Raw genomic sequence first — 20,942 nt, 5'->3', positions numbered from 1 at the left:
TCCTCACCAGTCACGGCTGATCGTGAGCCCGAAAAAGCGGCCGATCGCCGAATAGTTGGTGGAATCAAAGGGCGTGTCGCTGGGCGATGCTACCGCCGTCCTGTCAGGCTTCGCGTTGAAGATATTGAGCGCGTTTACGGATAGCTCGGCGAGGCCGCTGATCTTGATGCGGCCCGCGAGATCGACGGTGGCCACAGGCGAAACCTTTGCCGGCACCGCGCGCCGGCGGTCTGTTACCCCGCCGGTAAAATTCACGAAGGACGCGATCGTGAAGCGTTCGTCGCCGAAGGTCGCGCCTCCGCGTGCGCGAAAGTGCGGCGAATTGAAGATCGTGCCCGCGAGGTCGGTGACCGGAAGGCCGGGCAGCAATTGCTGCCGGCTGTCGAGCCAGGTCGCATTGACCGTGACGGTCAGCGTCCGCCCGCCGCCCACAGGCGCGCGGTAGCGAAGCGAGAGGTCGGCCCCCTCATAGCGTTGCGATGCGATATTGCGGTCGCGACCATCGATGAGCGCGATGACGTTGGCGGGATTATAGGGCCCGCCGGTTGCGTTCCCGAGCGGGTCCGATGCACGGACGATCGCCGCGTCGAGCTGGGCTGCGGAAGGATTGAAGGTCACCAGGCTCGTGAAGAGGGGATTGGTCAATATCCCCAGCGGTGAACCGAAGGGCGGGGCGACACGGTCGCGATAATCGATCCGGAACAGGCTCGTCACGATCTGCAGCCGCGGCGAAGGCTGGAAGGTCGCGCTCAGCGTCATATTCTCCGAGCGCTCGGGGCCGACGTCGGGGTTCGGCCCGCCGATATAGAGATAGGTCGCGCCGGGCGGAAAAAGCGTGCCATATCCCGTCACTGGCAACAGCACGGGCGTATAGCCGCTATATTGCTGATTGAGCGTCGGCATCTTGAAGGAGCGCCCCCATGAAACGCCGAGGCTGAGCTCAGGCGCTGGTGCATAAACAAAACCGAGCTTTGGCGTGACGATGCTGCCTGAGTCGGAGTAATCCTCCCAGCGGAGTGCGGCGGTAATCGACGCGCGATGCGCGAAAGCGAGGTCCTGCGCAGGGCCGGCGAGCGGCACGAAAAGTTCGCCGTAAGCGAAGCGGTTTTCGCGCGTCGGTGCGAAGTTGCGCCCTGCAACCAGTGCCACGATGCGGTTGCTTCGCCAGCCGCCGCCTGCCGCGAGCCGCACGTCACCCCCGGGAAGGGTGAACAGCGGACCCTCGATGCCCGCTTCGACACTGACGCTCCGATTGTCGAAAATCCGGATCGATCGAGCTTCGACGTCGTTGGTGAAGTTCTGGGTGACGCCATAGGTCTTGTCGGTGCCGTAAAAGCCGGTGAGCCTAGCAGTCCACGCACCGCCGATTTCGGCTTCCAGCGTCGGCGCCATGCCGAAGGTCTCGAATTCATTGTCGACAACGAGACCCCGAGTCGTAATCGGCCGGTCGGCGAGCAGCCCGCGCACCGATTGCATGTCGCCGCGTTTGTAGATGACATCAGCTTTCAGCCGAAGGCTGGGCGTCAATTCCTGGTGCCCGCTCAATAGCAGGCTGTGCCGCTTCAGACTGGGATAAAGGGTCGAGGCGGGGTTGCTGGTCGCGGTGTAGCTGCGGTCGCGCGCGAGAATCGCGCTGTTGTCGAAATAGTCGTAGGTCGCCATGAATCCGCCGCCTGACCATTTGGCACCGCCGAGCAGATTATATTGCTGCTGGAAATTGCCGCCGTCGGTGGAGCCGCCGAGCCGAGCGCTCGTGGTGACGCCCTCATAGTCCTTGCGGAGGAGGATGTTGACGACCCCCGCGACGGCATCGGCGCCATAGATGGCCGAAGCACCGTCGGCGACGATCTCGATCCGTTCGACCGCCGCAGCAGGTATCGCGCTGATATCGATCACGCTTTGCGTGCCGCTGTAGGCAAACCGGTTGCCGTTGAGCAGCGTCAGCGTTGCGCTGGGTCCGATGCCTCTCAGGTTGAAGGTCGACGCCCCGTTAACGTTGACATTCTGGTTCTGGGTGCCTTGGCCCGAACCGATGCCGGGGTTCTGCCCGCCGCCGAAATTCTGCGGGAGACTGCGCGCGACCTCGCCGAGATCGGCTTGACCGCCGTTGCGGATATCTTCGCTCGTCACGCGGATCACCGGGGCTGCGGACGGGGCGCCGGAGACCCGGCTGCCGGTCACGACGATGTCTTCTTGCGCCGGACTGCTCGCGGACTGCGCTCTCCCCAAAATGATGACCGAACCGCGCTCGAAGCGCGGGGTCAGCCCGGTCCCGCGCAGCAGGGTCTCGATGGCTTCGCGCGGGGTGATGTCGCCCTTGAGCGGCCCGGTCCTACGGCCCGCGAGATCGGCACTCGACGCGTAAAGTTCGATCCCGGCTTGCTCGGCCACTTTTCGCAAAGCATCGCCGAGATCCTGCGTCGGCAGGTCGAAGCTCTGGCGATCCTGCATCTGAGCCGCGGCGGCGATGGGATGCAGACAGGCTATACCGACCATCAGCGACAGGCAAAAACGAGACTTTCCGGACATCATCATACTCCCCCTGGGTTGTGACCGGATGCTTGGGCACACGGCCTGTGGGGGAGCGATGACGCCAGTTGGTCGACCGCCTTAGTGGAGCAGTGAATTAATTATCGTTGGCGGAGGTGGGTGCCGTCGGCACGCTTGGTGATCTCCAGATCGAACAATTGGGCGAGCCGCTCGGCCACTGTCTCGGGCTGGCTGATCCTGAACCGGCCCGACGCCTCGAGGCCCGCGGTTCTTGCGTCGTCGATGACGATCGGCTTCGCGGCGTAGCGATTGGTTTCGGCAATGAGCTGATCGAGCCGGACCGAGCGATAGTTCGCCCAGCCCGACGGCCATTCGCGGCTGTCTTGCTGTCTCGGCGATGCGGCCGGTGGCTGCTCCTTGCCGCCAGGATCATAGGTCACGAACCGTCCCGATGGCAGGGTCTGGGCGCGTTCAGGGGCGCCGCCAAAGCGAATATCGGCCTCGCCGCGCAGCATCGTCACGCTGAGCGCGCCATTTTCCTCGAAACCGATATCGAATGCCGCATCCTCGGCCGTGACGATGCCGTCGCCGGCCTCGACGCGAAGCGGCCGTTCATTCTTGGTCACCGAAAGCCGGACGCGCCCTTTGGCAAGCCGGAGACGACGGGCTGCTTGCGCAAATGAGACTTCGAGCCGGCTATCGGTGTCGAGGACTGCGGTGGAACCATCGGCAAAGCGGAAGCTGCGGATCTCCCCGCGGCGGGTTACCAGCGGCTCGGCCGCGCGCGCCGTTAGCGCACCGTCTCCGAGCGGACCGGAAAGCGGAGCCCCGCCGGCGCCGAAAGCCAGTAATACCACCGCGGCGGCGGCGATCACGGCTCCCGCCGACAGCCAGCGTCGCCCGGCCCGACGTCGGCCGCTGCGCTGTTCGGTTTGCGCAGTGCCGTGACGCGGCGAGGATTTCAGGATCGCCGAGGCGGCGAGCTTCTTCGTGATCCGTTCATAGGCCGCCTTGTGGTCTGGCGAGGCCGAAAGCCAGGCGTCGAACTCGCCGCGGTGCGCATCGGGGTTCTCGCCGCGCATCTTCACGAGCCAGGCGTGCGCGACCGTGTCGACCGGATAGTCGTCAGACGCCTCACTCATCGGCCGCCGTCCACCACCTTTGCGATAAAGCCGAGCGCCCTCATCATATGATATTCCACCGTCGCGATGCTGATGCCGAGGCATTCATGTATCTCACGATAGCTGAGTTCGTCGACCCGGTGCATCAGAAACACCCGGCGTGTCTTTGGCGGCATGGCGTCGACCGCCTCTTCATACAGCCGGAGAAGGTCGTCGGCTTCCATATTCCATTCCTGCTGCGGCGGGCTGGCGGCGTCGCTTTCCTCCTGAAAGGAAAAGAAGAGCGCGGGATTGCGCCGCTGCCTCCGGGCGCGGTCGATCAGCAGATTCTGCGCTATGCGGCGAAGGAAGCCGCCGGGATTGGCGAGGCTGTGGCGCTGCTCGCTGCCCGCCGCGCGCGCGAAAACTTCCTGCACGAGATCCGGCGCTTCTTCAGGCCCCGCCTTTCGGCGAAGAAAATGAAAGAGCCAATGTCCATGCGCCCGAAAGGCGTCATCAAGGTCGCAAGCTTCCGCCGGTGCCATGATGGGCCGGTCGTCGGGATGCGCGTGACAGGCCGACGACACCGAAAAGGGGTGGCGCTGCTGCGACAATTTCTTGGAGGAAAAGGAAGACAAGGGGCACAGCCGACCGGCACGAGACAGCAGTCCGGCGCTTGCCGGGCTGTCGATCTCCCAACGCTGTGCCGTCGTTGGGCCGCGCGAGGGCGACCTGGTCCGGATCGGCCGCCTGTCCGGCAAGGACGGGCGTTCATAATGGCTGGCGATATTATCGCGCGGGCGTTGCCAGATCGATCCCGCACCCCGAATCATGTCAGCATGGCCGCGCAAAGACAAGGATTATGGGTAGAATCAGGCGCTGGGCGCCGGGTCCGGCTCTATGACGCGCCTCCGAGTAGCCGGGCATAGCTGGCCGCTTCGCCGGCGCGGCGTTCGTGATAGCGGAACAGAAGGTTGCGCGTCTCATGCGGCGGGCCGCTTGTCAGCGCGGCCGCGAGCGCATCCAGTTCGGCGACTGTTTCGCCGACAAGCTGTTCGTCGAGGTGCCGCGCCAGATGGAGGCGGTCGCCGAGCGCGGTGATGCTCGCGACCAGTTCGCCATTGCCCGACCGCGCTGCCATTTCGATGAACAGCCCGGCGGTTCGGTCGGGATAGTCGCCATCCCGCGGATCCGGCGCCGCGCGCCCGCGCGGGGTCGTCGCAAGCGCCGCGAGCAGCAGGATGAGGTGGAGTTCGAGCATGTCGCGATATTCGGTCTCGGAAAGGCTATGCGCGTGAAATCCGTCGCCATGGGTGAAATCGACCATGCGCTCGCCCGCCAGGCGGTAGAGGCAGTCGCGCACCGGCGTCACGCTGACGCCGAGCTGATCGGCGATCTTCGCCGATTCCAAGCGGCTGCCGGGCGTCCAGCCGCCCGCCATCAACCGGCGCTTGATCGCTTCATAAGTCGGCTCGACGACATGCGCGGGACTCATGCGCTGTTCCGCTCGGCCGCCGCAAAGCCTGCGAGCATCTCCATCTGGTCGGGACGCAGCCCATCGACGGCGCCGACATGTTCCGGGACTTCGCCTCCGAGCAGGATCGAAGGACATTGGCCTTCATAATTGCCGAGATTGGGACGGTGCTGGCGATAGCCCGCGAGCGCGGCGAGCTCGGGCGGGAACCCGCGTGCGACCTCGGGCGGATAGGCGAGCCACAAATTCTCATAGGGTTTGAGCCAGCCGAGACTGTAGCCGATCACGACGCCGCGCCGCACCTGGTCGGTGATATTGGCGCCGGCGCCATGTGCGGTCGAGCCCAGAAAACAGATCGCGGCGCCCGGGTCGCACGCCGCGACGATCGGCTCGCCGGGATCCGTCTTTGCCATGCCGTCCGCGCCATGACTGTGCGGATAGATGTGCGTCGCGCCATTGTCGGCGGTGAAGGGGGTGAGCGGCCAGATGATGTTGACCAGATACTCATGCGCGCCTTTTTCTCCCGCCCACATGTCATGGTCGCGGTGCGGAAACTGCCGGATCTCGCCCGGATGGATTTCGATCGCCTGCGCGACATTGAGCTGGATGCTCTCGCAGGCATCGCCGAGAATGGATTCGACCGCCGCGAGAATTGTGGGTTCGAGCGCCAATGCCTGCGCCCAGGCCGAGCGCTTCATCAGCGCGCCGAATCTTTTGGTGCGATGACCGTAGAAATCCCCGCGCCCGAACGGTGTCGCGGCGAAGACCGGATCGAGATCGGCGTCGAGCGCCCCAATCGCATCCGGCGGCATCAGGTCGGGGACGATGCAGTATCCCGTCTCGCGCAGTTCCCGGGCAAGATCATCGGACGCAAGACCGGTCATGCTTCCGCCTCCCCATCGTCGTCGGCGAGGCGGAACGAGAGCGGCGCATAGACGCCGCCGCGCTTGAGGTCGTCGAGCACATGCGCGTCGATATGGATGTGCAATGCCATCAATCTCCCACCCGGATCCGCGGCCTTCGGCCCGAGCGCGTCGCATCTCCAGCCGAACTCCCGGACCTGATCGAACCAGCATAGGTCGGCGACGCCGGTATAATCGGTGATGCCTTCGCGCAGCGCATGCTCTGCAAGGGCGGTCACCAGCTGGTCGCGCGCGGCGCGGCGCGATGCTGCGTCCTGGTCCCGGTCGAGGCAGAAGCGGCTGATCTCGCACACGGTGGGGCCGCGCGGCACGTCGCCGGCGCACAGATGCGCAAAATGATCGCCAAGGAGATGTGCGCCCTCGGTCGGGAGCAGCCGCGCCGAGGCGCGGTGGCGGCCATCGGCGTCGAGCAGGATGAGATAGCGCGCCGCCGGCGTGTCGAAATGGTCGAGCTCATATTGGCCGGCGAGTACTGGCAGGTCCCATTTGAGCAGGTCGATGAAGACGCTCTTGCGCGCGGCGAACATGGCGCGCAGCGCCGCGTTCCCGGGCGCGGCGGGCGCCCGCGGGGTCGTGTCGATCATGATGATTCCTCGGCTGTTGGTGCCGGGAATCAAATCATTTTCCGTGGACTGCGCGTATCCCCAGATATGAGGATGATCCGCGCGATTCCAGAAGCTCTTGATAGTTGAGCCTGTCGCTCGTCGTCACGCGGGTGTCATCCGGACGATCAGCCGTGCGGTGTACCGGCCCGAAGCGTCTGGAGCAGCGGACAGGCGGGATCGTCGCCGGCCTCGCAAGCCCGTACCGAAGCGGCGAGCACACGCTCCATCCGCTTGAGATCGGCGATCTTCGCGCGCACATCCGCAAGGTGCGACGAGGCGACGTCGCGCACCTCGGCGCAGGCAGCCTGGCCTCCAGTCGCGAGTTGGAGCAGCGCCCGCACCTCGTCGAGGGTGAAACCGAGCTCTCGGGCCCGGCGCACGAAGCCGAGGCGCCCTACATCCTCCTCGCCATAGTTGCGGTAGCGACCGCGCCGGAGCGGAACGTCGAGGACGCCGATCCGCTCATAATAGCGGATCGTTTCGATGTTGCAGCCTGTGCGGCGCGAGAGTTCGCCGATCTGCATCGCTCTGGTTGCGGCCATCGCAAAAATACCTCTTGAGTCTGTAGCTGCTACAGATGCTACGGCGTCCCCTCACACCGCACAAGGAACCGATCCCAATGCAGAATCGCCCCAAGGGTATCGACGCCGGCGCGTTCACCTTAGCCGGCATCGCCGCGGCTTTCGGCGTTGCATCCTGTTGCGCGCTGCCCTTCCTGCTGGCCTCTGCGGGGATCGGAGCCGCATGGCTCGGCGGCATCGCGATGGTCGCCATGCCCTATCGCACGCCGCTTCTTCTGATCGGGGCGGCATGCCTCATTCTCGGCGCCTTCCTGCTGTTCCGCCAGCAGCGCGCGGCCGCGCGCTGTGGCCCCGGCGGTGCCTGCACGCCCCGCTGGGTGCGCATCCTGACGCTTGCCGGCCTCCTGCTTGGCGCGGCGCTGCTGTGGGCGGGCTACCATTATGTCTGATGCCGGCCCCGACCTTCGTTCGACGATCACCTGTCCGCAGTGCGGCCATCGCGAGACGGAAACGATGCCGACCGACGCCTGTCAGTTCTTCTATGACTGCAAGGGCTGCGGTGCCGTGCTGAGGCCCGAGCCCGGCGACTGCTGCGTGTTCTGCTCCTATGGAACCACGCCCTGCCCTCCGATCCAGATCGGAGGCAAGGGCGCGTGCTGCGACTGAGCGGCACGCCCTTGCCTCGGCTGTCATTCCGGGCGTGCCTGCCTCCTTGCTGAATTTCCGGACAAGTCGTCGTTGACGCGGTCAGCGCGCGTGCCACCAGTCATAGACGTCCCCGAATCCGATGAGGCCATCGAACAGCGCGCAGAGGGTCAGCATCTGGCCGCAATGCACGTCATAGCGGTCGCGCGCGGTCTTGAGATGCTGGACGACCGTCACTTCGCCGATCCCGAGAATGACCGCCACTTCGGCCGCGGTCTTGCCGCGTGCGGTCCATAATACGCACTCGCGCTGCCGTTCGCTCAGCGTCGCTTTGCTTTTTAGCGGCACGGCGCCGACGAGCTGGCGTGCCGAGACGATCGCGAGCGCGCCGATGATTTCGGCAATGCGGAGCATATCGTCCTGAAGCTCGCTTTGCGGGCGCAGGACGAAAGAGCAGGCGCCGCTGGCCTCGCCAGGGAGGTGGCGCGGCACCGTATAGCCGTCGGCGAGACCATATTCGCGGCCGACATGGAGCATTTGCCGGTCGCTGCGGGTCAGCGGGATGTAGCTTTCGATCTCGTCCCAGCGGAAGCCGGTCATCGACCGTTCGCCGGCGCGGCGCACCGGATCGGCACCGCCAAGATCGAAACCGACATAGACCTTGGCCCAGGCATCGGGGTAATTGTGAACCAGCAGGGATGCCGGCTCGGCATTGCCGCGCCGGTCATAGGCGAGCGCGAAATGGTCGAAGCCGAGGCGCATCGATGCGCGCGCGAGGGCTTCGAAGAGCCCGTCCTCATTCGTCGCCGTGGAAATTTCGAGGGCGAGTTCCTCCATCAAACAAAAATGCTTCACTGTGACCGTCCGGTCGCCGGCACGTTCCCAACCCGTCGATCCCGCGAGCCGCTCCCTGGGTCGCCGGTCCCGGTTCCTCTCCGGCACGGACGACAGATGGGACATTATGCGACTGGTCCCGGCCCTCGGCGAGGCGGGCTTTTGCCCTGGCCCCTGCTGCGCGACGGCGATCGCCTCCCGGTCCTAATCGATTGGCCGGAAACGGGAAAGGCGCGGGCCCCGGAAAATCAGGGCTATCGCATTTGACCGAGGATGGTTTTGGCGAAGGCGTTGGACCATCCGGAGCGTTTCCGTTTTCTCCTGATGGAGATATCGGGTCTGGCGGTTCGCAGGACATTGAGGGCGAGCTTGCGCAAGGTTGCGAGATTTTCGGGGGCATGGTCCTTTCGGCTGCGGGCGCGATCTTCATCGAATGTCATGTCGAGCACCCAGTGGAGACCATTTTCGATCGACCAGTGGGATCTGGCGGCGGCAAGATATTCTTCCGGGCTCAGCGTCCGGGATGAGAGATGATAATGGCGGGTCGTTGTGGTCTTTCCATTGCGGGTGACCGTGGCCTCGATCATGCCGAGACAGGCAAGAGCGGGCATGTCCACCGGTTCGGTGCAGGCGCGCTTGGGACCGTGCAGCCAGCCAAGGTCATGGCTGACAAAAGCCCGCCGCTCTTCGAGACGTCCATGATCGGCATCGCTTGTCTCAGTCGTGGCGAGACCGGCAAGGATATCCGGTGCAGCGAAGTAGCTGGCCACCGCCTCATGCAGGGCCGGTCTGTTCGCCTTGAGACGTAAGAGATAATCGCCGCCACGATCGAGGATCAGCTGCGCAGTCTCGGTCTGGCAGTGCAGGGCATCGGCGGTGACAAGCTGGCCTGTGAGGTCCAGGCATTCGAGGAGCGCTCTTGCGGCAAGGATTTCGCTGTCGCCTTCCCCCGGACGGAAGCTTTCCTGGCCGATGACGGTGCGTGTCGACGAGGCAAAGGCCGTCACCACCGCCAGCGGCGATCGGCCGGCTGCCGTGTCGAACGAGCGCCGCAGTGTCTTGCCGTCGATGGCGACAACACCGGCACCCGCTTCGCCAAGAGCGGTCAGAAACTGCTCGAAGCAGCGTGCAAAGGCTGCCGGATCCAGCAGCCGGAAAATCCGGGAGAAGGTGTCATGGCTGGGAACCCCATTCTCAAGGCGCAGAAACTCCCGGAACAGATCCTCGCGATCCACCGCGAAATCCGCAAAATCCGAACAACTCTCCGCCCCGCAAATCGACGCCGTCAGCGCCATCGTCAGCACTTCCAGCAGATCGTGACGGCGCGCGTTGCCCGTTCGCGGATCGCGAAGATCATCAAACGCCGCGGCAAACCAGGACATGGATATCCTCCTTACTATGAAGGACACCCAAAGAATCCATATCAACTCATCGCGCTACTATATTTTTCAAATGCGATTCCCCTGCCCGGAAAATTGGCCCCAGATCTGCATCTATATTCCGGTCGCCGGACGGTGCCGCGGGGCGCCGGAAAGAGAGCGAGAGGAAGGCACGGGTCCTGGTGAGCGGATCGAAGGAGGCGGGAGTGGCCCTGCCTCCGGTCCGCCGCGGAGACCTTGCATGACATATCATCCCTTCTTCCTGCCCCGGGCGCTCGCGCGGCCCGGCGTCCGCCCGGCCGGCATGTACGCCCCAACCCTGGCGGGCAGGGCGGCGACATGAAACTCCTGACCCCCGATCTCGCGGCGCACCTGCGCGCCAACGACGCGGCCCGTCGTGCAGCCGTCGCGCGCGGCGGGCGCGAGCCCGATCCGGCGCCCGTCGTGCGCTTCTTCAACCCGGTGGGATCGGCGACCTGGCTCGCGACCGAGATGGACGAGGACGGCATATTGTTCGGCCTTGCCGACCTTGGCTTCGGATGCCCCGAGCTCGGCAGCTTCGCGCTGGCCGAACTCGAAGCGGTCCGGCTGCCGTTCGGCCTTGGTATCGAGCGTGATCTCGGCTTCACGCCGCATCATCCGCTCTCGGTCTATGCCGCGGCGGCTCGCAGCGCGGGCTCGATCCTGCTCGGCGAGCGGCGTTTGCGCGAAGCGGCAGCGCGGATGAGCGGGCGTGGCTGCCGGATTTCCGGGTGCGGATAGGTCCGCCTGCGGCGGCCCCAAAGGGAGAGGAGGGCCGGGTTTTCGTGACGGGCTTGAAAGCCGGGAGAGTGTCTCGCGGCGGCCCGTCATGGAGAATGGCCATGGCCAGAACTGCCGCCAAAATCACCCTCAGCCCGTCGCGCGACATCCCGCTCGACCGGCTGGTCCTGTCGCAGTCCAATGTCCGGCGTGTGAAGGCCGGCGTGTCGATCGACGCGCTGGCCGACGACATCGACCGGCGCGGGCTGCTCCAGAGCCTCAACGTCCGGCCGCTGCTGGGTGCCGACGGCCAGGAAACCGGCCGGTATGAGATACCGGCCGGCGGGCGCCGCCACCGCGCGCTGGAACTGTTGGTGAAGCGCAAAAGGCTCGCGAAGGATGCGCCGATCCCCTGCGTCGTGCGCGCTGCCGACAATGATATCCTCGCCGAGGAGGACAGTCTCGCCGAAAACAGCTTTCGCGAGCAGCTTCATCCGCTCGACGAGTTTCGTGCGATGCTGGCGATGGTCGAGAAGGACACCGGCATCGAGGAAATCGCCGCGCACTTCCACACCACGCCGGCCGCGGTGCGCCAGCGGCTCAAGCTCGCGGGTGTCTCGCCGAAGCTTCACACCCTCTACGCCGACGATGCGATGACGCTCGACCAGCTGATGGCGTTCACCGTGTCGGACGACCATGCGCGCCAGGAAGAGCTGTGGGACCAGCTCGAACACAGCTTCAACAAATCGGCGGCCTATATTCGGCAGAAGCTGACCGAGAACAGCGTGCGCGCCGCCGACAAACGGACATGCTTCGTCGGTCTGGGCGCCTATGTCGAAGCCGGTGGCGGCGTCGTGCGCGACCTGTTCGAAGCCGACGGCGGCGGCTGGCTCACCGATCCGGCGCTTCTCGATCGGCTGGTCGACGAGAAGCTGAAGGCGGAAGGCGAGCGCGTCCTTGCCGAGGGCTGGAAATGGGTGACGACCTCGATCGACCTGCCGTGGGACGCCACGCGCGGCCTCCGCGAAATCGACCGCGAGGTGACCCCGATGAGCGAGGACGAGCTGGCGCGCGTCGCCACGCTCGAGGCCGAAGCCGAGGAACTCGAGGGTGAATGGGCCGATGCCCCGGAGGTTCCGGCCGAGGTCCACGCGCGTCTCGATGCAGTCGAGACCGAGCTCGGTACGCTCGCGGACCGGCCGGAGCTGTTCGACCCGGCCGAAATGGCGATCGCCGGTGCCTTCGTCTCGATCGATCGCGATGGTTCGGTGCGGGTCGAGCGTGGATTCGTGAAGCCCGAGGACGAGCCGAAGGCGGAAGCGTCCGAAGACGAAGCGCATTCGGCCGCGGACGGCGATGCCCGGTCCGCCGGCCCGGACGCGGGCGGCGAAGCCGCGGTGTCGGCGGACGCCGGGGAGGACGAGGAGGTGGAGACACTCCGGCCCCTTCCCGATCGGCTCGTGTCGGATCTGACGGCGTGGCGCACGCTCGCGCTTCAGGACGCCTTCGCGCAGGATCCGGCGACCGCCTTCGCTTCGGTTCTCCATGCCCTGGTGCTCGGCTGCTTCTATTCGAGCAGCAGGGAAAGCTGCGTTCAGGTGTCGCCGAACCGCGTCTATTTCACGAACGCGCCGACCAATCTTCGCGATTGCGGTCCGGCACAGGCGATCGATGCGCGCGCGGCCGAATGGAAAGAGCGGCTCCCGCAGTCGGACAAAGAGGTGTGGGACTATTTGCTCACGCTCGATGGCGAGGAGCAGACGAAGCTGTTCGCGCATTGCGCGTCGCTCTGCGTCAACGCGCAGGCCGAGATCGTGCCCAAATATGACAATGGCCGGATTTCGGCGCACGGCGTCGAGCGCCGGATCGCGCACAGCCATATCCTGGCGCGCGCTGTGGGGCTCGATGTTCATGGCGCGGGCTGGCGGCCGACCGCCGATGATTATTTCCGCAGCGTCACCAAGCCGCGGATCCTTGCCGATGTCGCCGAGGCGCGCGGCGAGGCCTTCGCCAGGATGATCGACCATTTGAAGAAGGCCGACATGGCGCGCGAGGCCGAGCGGCTGGTCGAGGAGACGCGCTGGCTTCCGGCGCCGATGCGCACGCCGGGGCTCGATGACGAGCCCGACGACGCGGCCGAGGCCGGTGACATCGAGCTTCCCGTCGCGGCCGAGTGATACGGCTGGCGGGGCCATGAACCCCGCCGGACCTTTCGATACGGCGCAGCGGCGTTTGGAAAGTCGCCCTTGGGCGGCTTGAAGCGACCCGAGACCGACCATCGCCCCCAGCCAGGGCGCTGATGCCGGACCCTCGCCGACCCTGCGCCATTTCCCAACAATCCAGCCCGCGCCTCCGCTCCGGGGGACGCGCGCGGCTGCGTGGAGTCATGTCCATGGCACAGTTCCAAATCTTGTGTCCGCACTCGGAAGCCGAGTGGCGGCCGATCACGATCGAATTCATTTTCGCGCCCAACGGCGACCAGCAATATCTCTGGCCCTCCTTCGAGGAAGCCGAAGCAGCGCGGAAGCAACTGCTCCTCCGCGCGCCCGATGTGCAGCTTCGTATCGCGCTTGCCGGCGCCGATATCGGCGATGTCGACTGGCCGGTCCGCGAGAAGCTGCGCTTCGCCGACGGCAGCTATGCGCCGACGCCCTGGCACGACGAGCCCTGGTACCGGGAAAAGCACGACGAGCATTTCTGCCATGTCTCGACCGAGCAGGCCGGCAAGATCGCCTTCACCGAAAATGCCGCCAAGGGCCAGATCGACCGCCAGCTCGTGATGTCACCCGGCCGCTACCTCCATCGCTTCTTCTCGGCTCATCTCGACAACAATGCGATCGAGGGCTGGTGCGCCCGGCTCTCGGTGCAGCTCGAGGAAGATGCGCTCAAGATCACCCAGGATGCCGATGAGATCGAAGATGTCTATGTCGGCGGTCCTGGTAGCTGCATGGCGCATGACGCAAGCGAGTTCGACAGCTTCTGTCACCCGACGCGCGTCTATGCCGGTCCCGATACGGCCATCGCCTATATCGGACCTCGTGACGATGCCCGGGCGCGCAGCGTGGTGTGGCCCGAGCGCAAGATCTACACCAGCCTCTATGGCGATGTGTCGCGCCTCAGGTTGCTTCTCGAAAATGCCGGCTACGCCAAGGGCGGGCTGAACGGCGCGCGCATCCGGCGGATCGTCGACGGCGACAGCTTCGTCGTTCCCTATATCGATGCGGGCGATGACCTCGCTGACGATGGCGAATATCTCATCATCGGACGCGGCAGCATCCCGTCCGAGAACACCAATGGGCTCGGAAATCGATGCTGGTACTGCCCGCGGTGCGACCGCGAAACGACCGCGCACGACGAGGTCTATTACCGCGACGGCTCATCGGAAGAGTGGTGCTACAGCTGCTTCACCGATCACTCCGTCTTCTGTGATCACAACGGGCGCTCGTACAGCGACGCCGAAACCTTCATCACGGTTCTCGCCGATGGCGACGAGCATGATGTTCTCGAAGACGATGTGGAAGCATTTGGCGCGGTCTATCTCGACGATCGCGGCGAATGGTGGATCGAAAGCTGCTGCCGCCGGTGCGACGCCTCCGGCCAATGGTTCCACGCCGACGATCTCACCGAATATCATGGCGAATGGCTCTGCGCCGATCATCTTCCCGAGCCCTTCGACGATGACGACCCGTCGCTCGCCAACGCCCATGTCCTCGCCCATGACTGGTTTCGATATGAAATGGCCGCGATCGCGATCGAGGTCGCCAAATGGCAGGCGGCCGGGGAGCGTGCCCGCGACGAGCGGCTGAGGCGCGAGCGGGAGGAAGCGGAGCGCCTTCGCCTCGAAACCTTGCGTCGCCAGCCTTTCGAACCCTGCAATTGTGGGCGCGCGCACCGCAATTCTCTCGAAGCACCGGGGCTAGCCGATAGCCTCGTCCCTGCCGCTGCAGGCGCCTCAGCCCCTGCCGCTACCCCCTCGCATACAGGAGCCTGATCCCATGAACTATGAACTGACGGGCCGGGCCGGCCTGCTCGAAATCCTGTCCTGGGCGCGGCCCCATGACAGCGCCACCGAACGCGCCTTCTGCCGCGAATATCTCGACCGGATTCCCGGCATGCGTTCCGATGCCTTCGGCAACCGGATGATCACCATTGGGGGTCGTCCCCGCACCCTGTGGAGCTGCCATGTCGACACGGTCGCAGCGGTGGGCGGAGCGCAGGCGGTGGGCATCGACGCGCATGGCGTCGCGCATCTCTGCGACGGCAAGGCTGGCATGTCGCTCGGCGCCGACGACGGCGCGGGGCTGTGGATCATGCTCGGCATGATCGCGGCCGCGTGTCCTGGCCTCTACCTCTTCCATCGCGGCGAGGAGCAGGGCTGTCTCGGGTCGCGCTGGATCGAGCGCCATACGCCCGAACTGCTCGCGAATATCGATGCGGCGATCGCCTTCGACCGCGCCGGGCTCGGCGATGTCATCACCCATCAAAGCTATGGCCGGACCTGCTCCGACGCCTTTGCGACGAGCCTCGCGTCGGCACTCAACCAGCAGAACGCGGGCTTCCGTTACGCGCCCGACGACACGGGGGTCTATACCGACACCAATGAATATGCGGGCATCATCCCCGAATGCACCAACCTGTCGGTCGGCTATGAACGCCAGCACGGACCGCGTGAGACGCTCGATGTCGTTCATTGCGAGAAGCTGCTCGCCGCGATGCTCGAGCTCGATGCGTCGCGGCTGGTGATCGAACGCGATCCTGCCGTCCGGGAGGACGATGATCGCTGGTGGTTCGACCGGGGTCGCGGTCGCTGCGACAGTTTCGCCGAAGCGGTTGCCGATCATCCGGACCTTGCGGCCTGGATGCTTGAGCAATGCGGCGTCTCCTACGATGATTTCCAGATGGCGCTGTGGGCCGAGGAGATGGACGAGGATGGAGGTTATCGTCCGCTGATGGCGTCCTGATGCCTAACCTGCGGCCCCTGCCGCCGACGGGCAAATCGTGCGCCCTATCGACGCGCGCCCACCGAATTGCGCCATTTCGATGGTATCGCCGTCGCCTGATCGGGGCGATGGGCTTGATTTTGGTCATCGGCGCACAGAAATTGAAGCTCTACGTGCCGGCAGGGGCTGCTGGCGCCGATGTGTTCGCGCGGCTCGTCGATCGGTTTCCGATTGAGCGGGTCTCGGATCGCAAGGCCGCCTGAAGGAGCCCCGCATGGAAAGCCCAGCCCGTGAACTTGCGCGCCGTCTCGGTGAGAATGCCGAGGCGGTGTGCCGCCACTATCTCTCGAACGGTCGCCGCGAAGGCCATTATTGGCTGGTCGGCGATGTGCATAATGCACCGGGGCGAAGTCTCTACGTCCGCCTCAGCGGCAGCGAGAGCAAGCCGCGCGCCGGAAAATGGACCGATGCGGCGACCGGCGATCATGGCGATCTGCTCGACATCATCGCCGCGAGCTGCGCGCATATGAGCCTCGGCGACACGCTTGCCGAGGCGCGGCGCTTCCTGAGCCTGCCTCCGCCTGATCCGGTGAAGCGCAACCCGCGTCCGCGGCGGGCGAGCCCGGGAAGCAGGGAGGCGGCCGCGCGGCTTTGGGCGGCATCCAATCCCATCGCCGGGACGCTGGTGCGAACCTACCTCGCGGACCGCGCGCTTCGGCGTGGCGGGGATTTGCCGGCGCTGCGATATCATCCGCATTGTTATTATCGCCGGTCCGACGAGGATGCCCCTTCGGTCAAGCCGGCATTCCCGGCGATGATCGCGGCGGTGACCGATTTGGGCGGCTCGCTCACCGGCGTCCATCGCACCTGGCTCGATCCGGCACGGCCGGCCAAGGCGCCGGTGGCCTATCCGCGCCGCGCGATGGGACATCTCCTGGGGCATGGCGTGCGCTTCGGGCTGGCGGGAGACGTCATGGCCTTCGGCGAGGGCATCGAGACCATGTTGTCACTGCGCGAGGTCGCTCCAGCATTGCCGCTCGTGGCCGGTCTCTCCGCCGCCCATCTTGCGGCACTTCTGTTTCCGGCAGGCCTGCGGCGGCTCTATGTCGCGCGCGAGGATGATCCCGCCGGGCGCGCCGCCTGGGCGGCGCTGAACGAACGCGCCTTGCCGCTCGGCATCGCGGTCCACCCGCTCGAGCCGCAGCGTGACGATCTCAACACCGATCTTCGCCGCTTCGGCTCGGCGCGGCTGGCGGAAAACTTGCGGCCGCAGTTGACGCCGGTCGACGCGGCGAGATTTCTTGGACGATGATCGCTGACGAAATGGGTTCGGCTCGGGGCTAGGACGCGATCGCGCTCTTTCAGCTATCGAGGCTCTTCTTTTCATAGATGGTCGTGATGGCCGTGCCGTCCCACATATAGCAGAGATGCCGTTCCTGCCGGCAATTGGACAGGAGGCGCGGCCGGAAGGCGGCGGCGCATTCGCCGCCGGGATGGCGGACGCTCTGGTAGCGGATACCGTCCGAACCCGCATCGCGGAGCTCCGCCCCGAGCCCTTGCGCATGGATATAGCTGTCCGGATCGTAGAGATGCGCATGGCTGTCCGCGAGACCGCGAATGTCGTGGAGACTGGCCTCAAGGTCGATGGCATAGACGCGCATGTCGATCTCCTGGGCAGGCTCGTCGGTCGCGGTGAGGAATCTGGTGCGGTGATGCCGCGTTTCGGCGATCGCGGTGTCGAGCGTGTGGCCGGCGTAGAAGACGCCGAAGCTGCCGTCGGTAAAACGGCTGCCCTCGGGATTGAGATGGGTGAAGGCCGCCATGATCGGTGTCGTGCCGGGACCCGAAACACGGTCCTCGGGCGGCACGAGCGCGAGCACGCCGACTTCGTCGCGGAGGCGATCGTTGGTCATCGCCTCGATCTGGAAGACCGCCTCGAGATCGTCCGGATCGGCGACCTTCTCGAACAGGCCGATCGGCGGGAAGCGGCTGGGGATGATGCGGTAGCAGGGCGTCCAGCTCGTCGCCGCCACCGGAATGTCGAGCGGCATGGGCTTAGCCGCGCTGCCCGTCGATATATTGCCGCACGACATAAAGGTCCGAGACATTGCCGGACACCATCCGGTCGAGGGCGGACTTGCCAGCGAAGCTCTTCGCCTTGTTCGGCTTGCGGACCCATTCGTCCGCGGTCTGCGGCACGAGGATCTGCAAGCCCTTGTAGATGCCCATGACATAGGAAATCCGCTCGAGCGCATCCTTCGAAAGCGCCGCGACCTCGCCGCGTTTCCAATTATGCAGCGTCGAACGGCTGTCGAGCCCCAGGACCGCCATCTGCTCGCTTTCGCTGAGCTTCCACGCCTCGGCGATGTTGAAAAAGGTGCGCAGCGCCGGGCCGGTAAGATCCTTCCGGTCGATCGTCTTTGCCAATGCCGTTGCCATGTCGGGCTCCTTCATGGTCCATATGTTCCTTTATTGAACAAAAGTCAATATTTCATCCGAAAAGATACACTGGCTCGCGCCCTTGACCGGGGCCACCATCCTCCGGGCGAACAGGTTGGTCTTCGCCCCATCCCGGCAGAGCCCGCGCCTCCGGCCTTCGCTGGAGGGCGACTGCGGCAGCGCGCGCGGGCCTCGCAATGGCCTGGCGTGCGGCTATTTTCCGCCGGGGCTCTGCCCCTTTGCATCGCGAGGCAAAATAGCCTTCGCCCGCCATCCTTCGCTGCGCTTCGGCCGCCCGGGCTCCGCCCGTGCGGTGCGGACCCGCACCCGCCGCCGCGGAGGCGTCGCCGCGAAGGCCGCGAGAGGCGCGGCCACCAGATGCGAGAGACGCCATGACCGACCTGTCCGACCTTCCCGAACGCGGCGAGCCGCATGAACCCGGCGCCAGCGCTTATCTTCTTCAGGAAATGCAGCTTTACGGTCACCGTCCCTATGAGGACGAGCCCGATGGCAGGCCGCTTCCCGACGACCGCCTCGCCGGCGGCGCCGTAGCCGACATCTTCGACGCGATGGCCGGCTGCCTCGTCGACACGCGCATCGAGCCGGATCTTGAAGACCTGCTCTGGAACATCGTCAATATCTTTCACCGTGCCGGCGAGCGGATCGAACGCGATCTCGATCGCAACGAGCAAGCGCAGCGCGAGCAGCAGCGCGAGCAGGACGGCAGCGAAATCCGCTCGGTCGAACTCGAGCGCAAGATCGCCGAAGGCATCACGCTGATCGAGCGCCGCGACACCATGGAGTTCTTCCGCGAATGCGCCGCCGAGCAGTTCCGCCTTCATGTCCGCAAAGCCTGGATGCCGCGCACCGGATCGCGCGCGCAGCATAAGACGCTGACTGCGTCGATGATCGACAGCCGCGATTTCCTCGACAAGCGGCTCCGCGAAAAGGCCGCGGCGCTGATCCCCGAAGGCACGCGCGTCGCCTTCAGCGGCGGTCCCGCCTGCAATGATCATCAGCATATCTGGGCCGCGCTCGATCGTATCCATGCCCGCCACCCCGACATGGTGCTGATGCATGGCGCAACGCCCACCGGGGCCGAGCGCGCCGCCGCCTGCTGGGCGGATACCCGCCGCGTGCCGCAGGTCGCTTTCCGGCCCGACTGGAACCGCCACAAGAAGGCGGCCCCGTTCAAGCGCAACGACCGGATGATCGACGCGATGCCCGCCGGGCTGGTCGTCTTCTCGGGCACCGGCATCCAGGACAATCTCGTCGACAAGGCGCGGGCGTTCGGCATCCCCGTCTGGGATTTTCGCGTGCCGCCCGCAAGTTGACGGCAAATTTGACTGCAACAGCGCTTGCCATCGGGCGAGCGGAATTACAGGGTGAGAATAGCCATGCGAACCGATCTCGATCATCTACCGCCGAACAAGCAGCGCGAGCTCGAGCGCGTGAAGGCGATCATCTTCGAAGAATTCGAGGATGCGATCGCGCTGGCGACGATGAGCTGGAAGAAGAAGGGCCGGATCGACAAGCTGATCCTCTACGGCAGCTATGCCCGCGGCGGCTGGGTCGACGAGCCGCATACCGCCAAGGGCTATCGGTCGGATTTCGACCTCCTCATCATCGTCAACGACAAGCGCCTGACCGAGCGGGTCGATTTCTGGCTGAAGCTCGAGGACCGGCTCATCCGCGAGCTTGCGATCGACAAAACGCTGCACACGCCGGTGAACTTCATCGTTCATACGCTGCAGGAGGTGAATGACGGGCTCGCGCATGGGCGCTATTTCTTCATGGACGTCGCGAAGGACGGAATCGCGCTCTACGCATATGACGACAAGGAATTGCACAAGCCGAAGCCGAAGACGCCCGAGCAGGCGCTGGCGATGGCAAAGGAATATTTCGAAGAGTGGATTCCGGGCGCGGCGGAGTTTTTAGAAGGATACAGGTTTTACGTCGGCCGACGGAGTTACAAAAAAGCAGCGTTTTTGCTGCACCAAGCCACCGAGAGCCTCTATCATGGGGCTCTGCTAGTCTGCACTTTCTACACGCCGTACGTTCACAATCTTGGTTTCTTACGAACGCAGGCCGAGCGTATCGATATGCGGCTGGTGAACGTCTGGCCGCGCGAGACCCGCGCCGATCGTGCGCGCTTCGAGAAGCTCAAGGAAGCCTATGTTAAGGCGCGCTACTCGAAGCATTACCGCATCACCGAGGAGGAGCTTCTTTGGCTCGGCGGCTGCGTCGAGGAACTGGGGCGCGCAGTCCACGCGATTTGCTCGGAGCGCATCGCCGAGCTTGAGGAGCAGTGCCGCCCGGCGTGATCGCCGGGGCTAGTCAGGGGTGCTTTCCGCCTTTCGCAGCGCGTCGGCGATCATAGCGGCGAGCGATTCCTCGGCCTGAATGCGGGCGACATGATCTTTCGATTCCAGGGCGCGGCGGACCCATTGCGGAGCCCGTTCGACGGCGCGCAGGACGATGCTGGTCAGTTCATCGGTCATCCCGGCGCTATATCGAAGCGCGCCCGACACGCAATCGCCAACGGTTAGGTGCGGCGATCGTGTCCTGTCTTAATCCTTGCCTACGAACCGCTTGAAGCGCTCGCGGCCTTCGACCGTCTGCACCGCGACGTCCGCGTTCGTGCATTCGTCGCCGCGCGTCGAGCCGGCCCGGCAGTCGGCGACCACCTTTCGCGCCTCGTCGATATTCGCCTCGAAATACTGGGTGCTGCGCGGCTCGCTTTGACCGCAGGCGGACAGGATCAACCCGAGTGACAGGATAGCGGAATGTCGCAAATTCATTCTCCAGCCAGAAAATGGGAAGGAGAATATACCCGCCAAGACCTTGGGCG

23 protein-coding genes are annotated in these 20,942 nt (G+C 65.2%); 10 read left to right on the top strand and 13 right to left on the bottom strand.

Translation table 11 applies throughout. The features are described 5' to 3' along the window. Positions 1-3: 3 nt before the first annotated feature. From LH20_RS20120 to LH20_RS20090, 7 genes are all read right to left on the bottom strand, one after another. On the bottom strand, positions 4-2,529 hold the full coding sequence (locus tag LH20_RS20120) for a TonB-dependent receptor (RefSeq protein WP_053556402.1): 2,526 nt from the start codon (positions 2,527-2,529) through the stop codon (positions 4-6). 101 nt (positions 2,530-2,630) lie between these two features. Further along, a complete protein-coding gene (locus tag LH20_RS20115) occupies positions 2,631-3,632 on the bottom strand; it encodes a FecR family protein (protein ID WP_053555756.1) in 1,002 nt (333 codons plus the stop codon). After that, positions 3,629-4,423: an RNA polymerase sigma factor gene (locus tag LH20_RS24085; protein WP_083455513.1), complete on the bottom strand. Its 795-nt coding sequence runs from the start codon at positions 4,421-4,423 to the stop codon at positions 3,629-3,631. Before LH20_RS24085 ends, LH20_RS20115 begins: the two co-directional genes overlap by 4 nt. A 65-nt stretch (positions 4,424-4,488) precedes the next feature. Next, positions 4,489-5,085: a GntR family transcriptional regulator gene (locus LH20_RS20105; RefSeq protein WP_053555755.1), complete on the bottom strand. Its 597-nt coding sequence runs from the start codon at positions 5,083-5,085 to the stop codon at positions 4,489-4,491. After that, on the bottom strand, positions 5,082-5,948 hold the full coding sequence (locus LH20_RS20100; protein ID WP_053555754.1) for a phytanoyl-CoA dioxygenase family protein: 867 nt from the start codon (positions 5,946-5,948) through the stop codon (positions 5,082-5,084). Before LH20_RS20100 ends, LH20_RS20105 begins: the two co-directional genes overlap by 4 nt. After that, on the bottom strand, positions 5,945-6,571 hold the full coding sequence (locus tag LH20_RS20095) for an acyl-homoserine-lactone synthase (protein ID WP_053556400.1): 627 nt from the start codon (positions 6,569-6,571) through the stop codon (positions 5,945-5,947). The genes LH20_RS20100 and LH20_RS20095 overlap by 4 nt, the downstream gene beginning before the upstream one ends. A gap of 146 nt (positions 6,572-6,717) precedes the next feature. After that, positions 6,718-7,134, bottom strand: coding sequence for a MerR family transcriptional regulator (locus LH20_RS20090; RefSeq protein ID WP_053555753.1), 417 nt, complete (start codon positions 7,132-7,134; stop codon positions 6,718-6,720). A gap of 35 nt (positions 7,135-7,169) precedes the next feature. On the opposite strand from LH20_RS20090, the gene LH20_RS20085 reads away from it, so the two are divergent. Together LH20_RS20085 and LH20_RS20080 are read left to right on the top strand one after the other, a co-directional pair. Beyond that, positions 7,170-7,562, top strand: coding sequence for a mercuric transporter MerT family protein (locus LH20_RS20085; protein ID WP_082660505.1), 393 nt, complete (start codon positions 7,170-7,172; stop codon positions 7,560-7,562). Continuing rightward, a complete protein-coding gene (locus tag LH20_RS20080) occupies positions 7,555-7,779 on the top strand; it encodes a GDCCVxC domain-containing (seleno)protein (protein WP_053555751.1) in 225 nt (74 codons plus the stop codon). The genes LH20_RS20085 and LH20_RS20080 overlap by 8 nt, the downstream gene beginning before the upstream one ends. 81 nt (positions 7,780-7,860) lie before the next feature. Here LH20_RS20080 and LH20_RS20075 read toward each other — a convergent pair whose 3' ends face one another. Both LH20_RS20075 and LH20_RS20070 read right to left on the bottom strand, forming a co-directional pair. Further along, entirely contained in the window at positions 7,861-8,613 is a 753-nt protein-coding gene (locus tag LH20_RS20075) for a LuxR family transcriptional regulator (protein ID WP_235527045.1), read from the bottom strand. Between the two features lie 233 nt (positions 8,614-8,846). After that, positions 8,847-9,974 (bottom strand): ISAs1 family transposase, encoded by a 1,128-nt coding sequence (locus LH20_RS20070; RefSeq protein WP_053553474.1) that lies wholly within the window; start codon positions 9,972-9,974, stop codon positions 8,847-8,849. Positions 9,975-10,310: 336 nt separating this feature from the next. Here LH20_RS20070 and LH20_RS20065 point away from each other — a divergent pair, with 336 nt between their 5' ends. From LH20_RS20065 to LH20_RS20040, 6 genes are all read left to right on the top strand, one after another. Beyond that, positions 10,311-10,733: a DUF2958 domain-containing protein gene (locus LH20_RS20065; RefSeq protein WP_053555749.1), complete on the top strand. Its 423-nt coding sequence runs from the start codon at positions 10,311-10,313 to the stop codon at positions 10,731-10,733. 101 nt (positions 10,734-10,834) lie between these two features. Further along, positions 10,835-12,889 carry a ParB/RepB/Spo0J family partition protein gene (locus LH20_RS20060; protein ID WP_053555748.1) on the top strand — a complete coding sequence of 685 codons (2,055 nt, stop codon included), beginning with the start codon at positions 10,835-10,837 and terminating at the stop codon, positions 12,887-12,889. Positions 12,890-13,104: 215 nt separating this feature from the next. After that, entirely contained in the window at positions 13,105-14,703 is a 1,599-nt protein-coding gene (locus tag LH20_RS20055; protein ID WP_053555747.1) for a hypothetical protein, read from the top strand. A gap of 4 nt (positions 14,704-14,707) precedes the next feature. Next, entirely contained in the window at positions 14,708-15,673 is a 966-nt protein-coding gene (locus LH20_RS20050; RefSeq protein WP_053555746.1) for a M28 family peptidase, read from the top strand. A 107-nt stretch (positions 15,674-15,780) separates the two neighbouring features. After that, entirely contained in the window at positions 15,781-15,915 is a 135-nt protein-coding gene (locus LH20_RS24225) for a hypothetical protein (protein ID WP_268796083.1), read from the top strand. An 11-nt stretch (positions 15,916-15,926) separates the two neighbouring features. Next, positions 15,927-16,964 carry a DUF7146 domain-containing protein gene (locus LH20_RS20040; protein WP_053555744.1) on the top strand — a complete coding sequence of 346 codons (1,038 nt, stop codon included), beginning with the start codon at positions 15,927-15,929 and terminating at the stop codon, positions 16,962-16,964. Between the two features lie 49 nt (positions 16,965-17,013). Here the strand turns inward: LH20_RS20040 and LH20_RS20035 are convergent, their stop codons facing one another. Beyond that, positions 17,014-17,703, bottom strand: coding sequence for an RES family NAD+ phosphorylase (locus LH20_RS20035; protein WP_053555743.1), 690 nt, complete (start codon positions 17,701-17,703; stop codon positions 17,014-17,016). A gap of 4 nt (positions 17,704-17,707) precedes the next feature. After that, positions 17,708-18,091, bottom strand: a complete 384-nt coding sequence (locus tag LH20_RS20030; protein ID WP_144423622.1) for an antitoxin Xre-like helix-turn-helix domain-containing protein — start codon at positions 18,089-18,091, stop codon at positions 17,708-17,710. Between the two features lie 392 nt (positions 18,092-18,483). Here LH20_RS20030 and LH20_RS20025 point away from each other — a divergent pair, with 392 nt between their 5' ends. After that, the gene (locus LH20_RS20025) at positions 18,484-19,425 is read left to right on the top strand and encodes a DUF2493 domain-containing protein (protein ID WP_053555741.1); all 942 of its coding nucleotides are present in this window, start codon (positions 18,484-18,486) and stop codon (positions 19,423-19,425) included. Positions 19,426-19,488: 63 nt separating this feature from the next. Beyond that, complete coding sequence (locus tag LH20_RS20020) at positions 19,489-20,415, top strand: HEPN domain-containing protein (RefSeq protein WP_053555740.1); 927 nt, start codon at positions 19,489-19,491, stop codon at positions 20,413-20,415. 9 nt (positions 20,416-20,424) lie between these two features. On the opposite strand, the gene LH20_RS23815 is transcribed toward LH20_RS20020, so the two are convergent. Together LH20_RS23815 and LH20_RS20015 are read right to left on the bottom strand one after the other, a co-directional pair. Continuing rightward, positions 20,425-20,592, bottom strand: coding sequence for a DUF6771 family protein (locus LH20_RS23815; RefSeq protein WP_172709592.1), 168 nt, complete (start codon positions 20,590-20,592; stop codon positions 20,425-20,427). 69 nt (positions 20,593-20,661) lie between these two features. Continuing rightward, on the bottom strand, positions 20,662-20,886 hold the full coding sequence (locus LH20_RS20015) for an EexN family lipoprotein (protein ID WP_235527044.1): 225 nt from the start codon (positions 20,884-20,886) through the stop codon (positions 20,662-20,664). Positions 20,887-20,942 lie beyond the last annotated feature (56 nt).

Source organism: Sphingopyxis sp. 113P3, assembly GCF_001278035.1.
Taxonomy (GTDB): domain Bacteria; phylum Pseudomonadota; class Alphaproteobacteria; order Sphingomonadales; family Sphingomonadaceae; genus Sphingopyxis.
The sequence above is the reverse complement of the archived record's forward strand: the minus strand, read 5'-3'. Positions and strand labels throughout refer to the sequence as shown.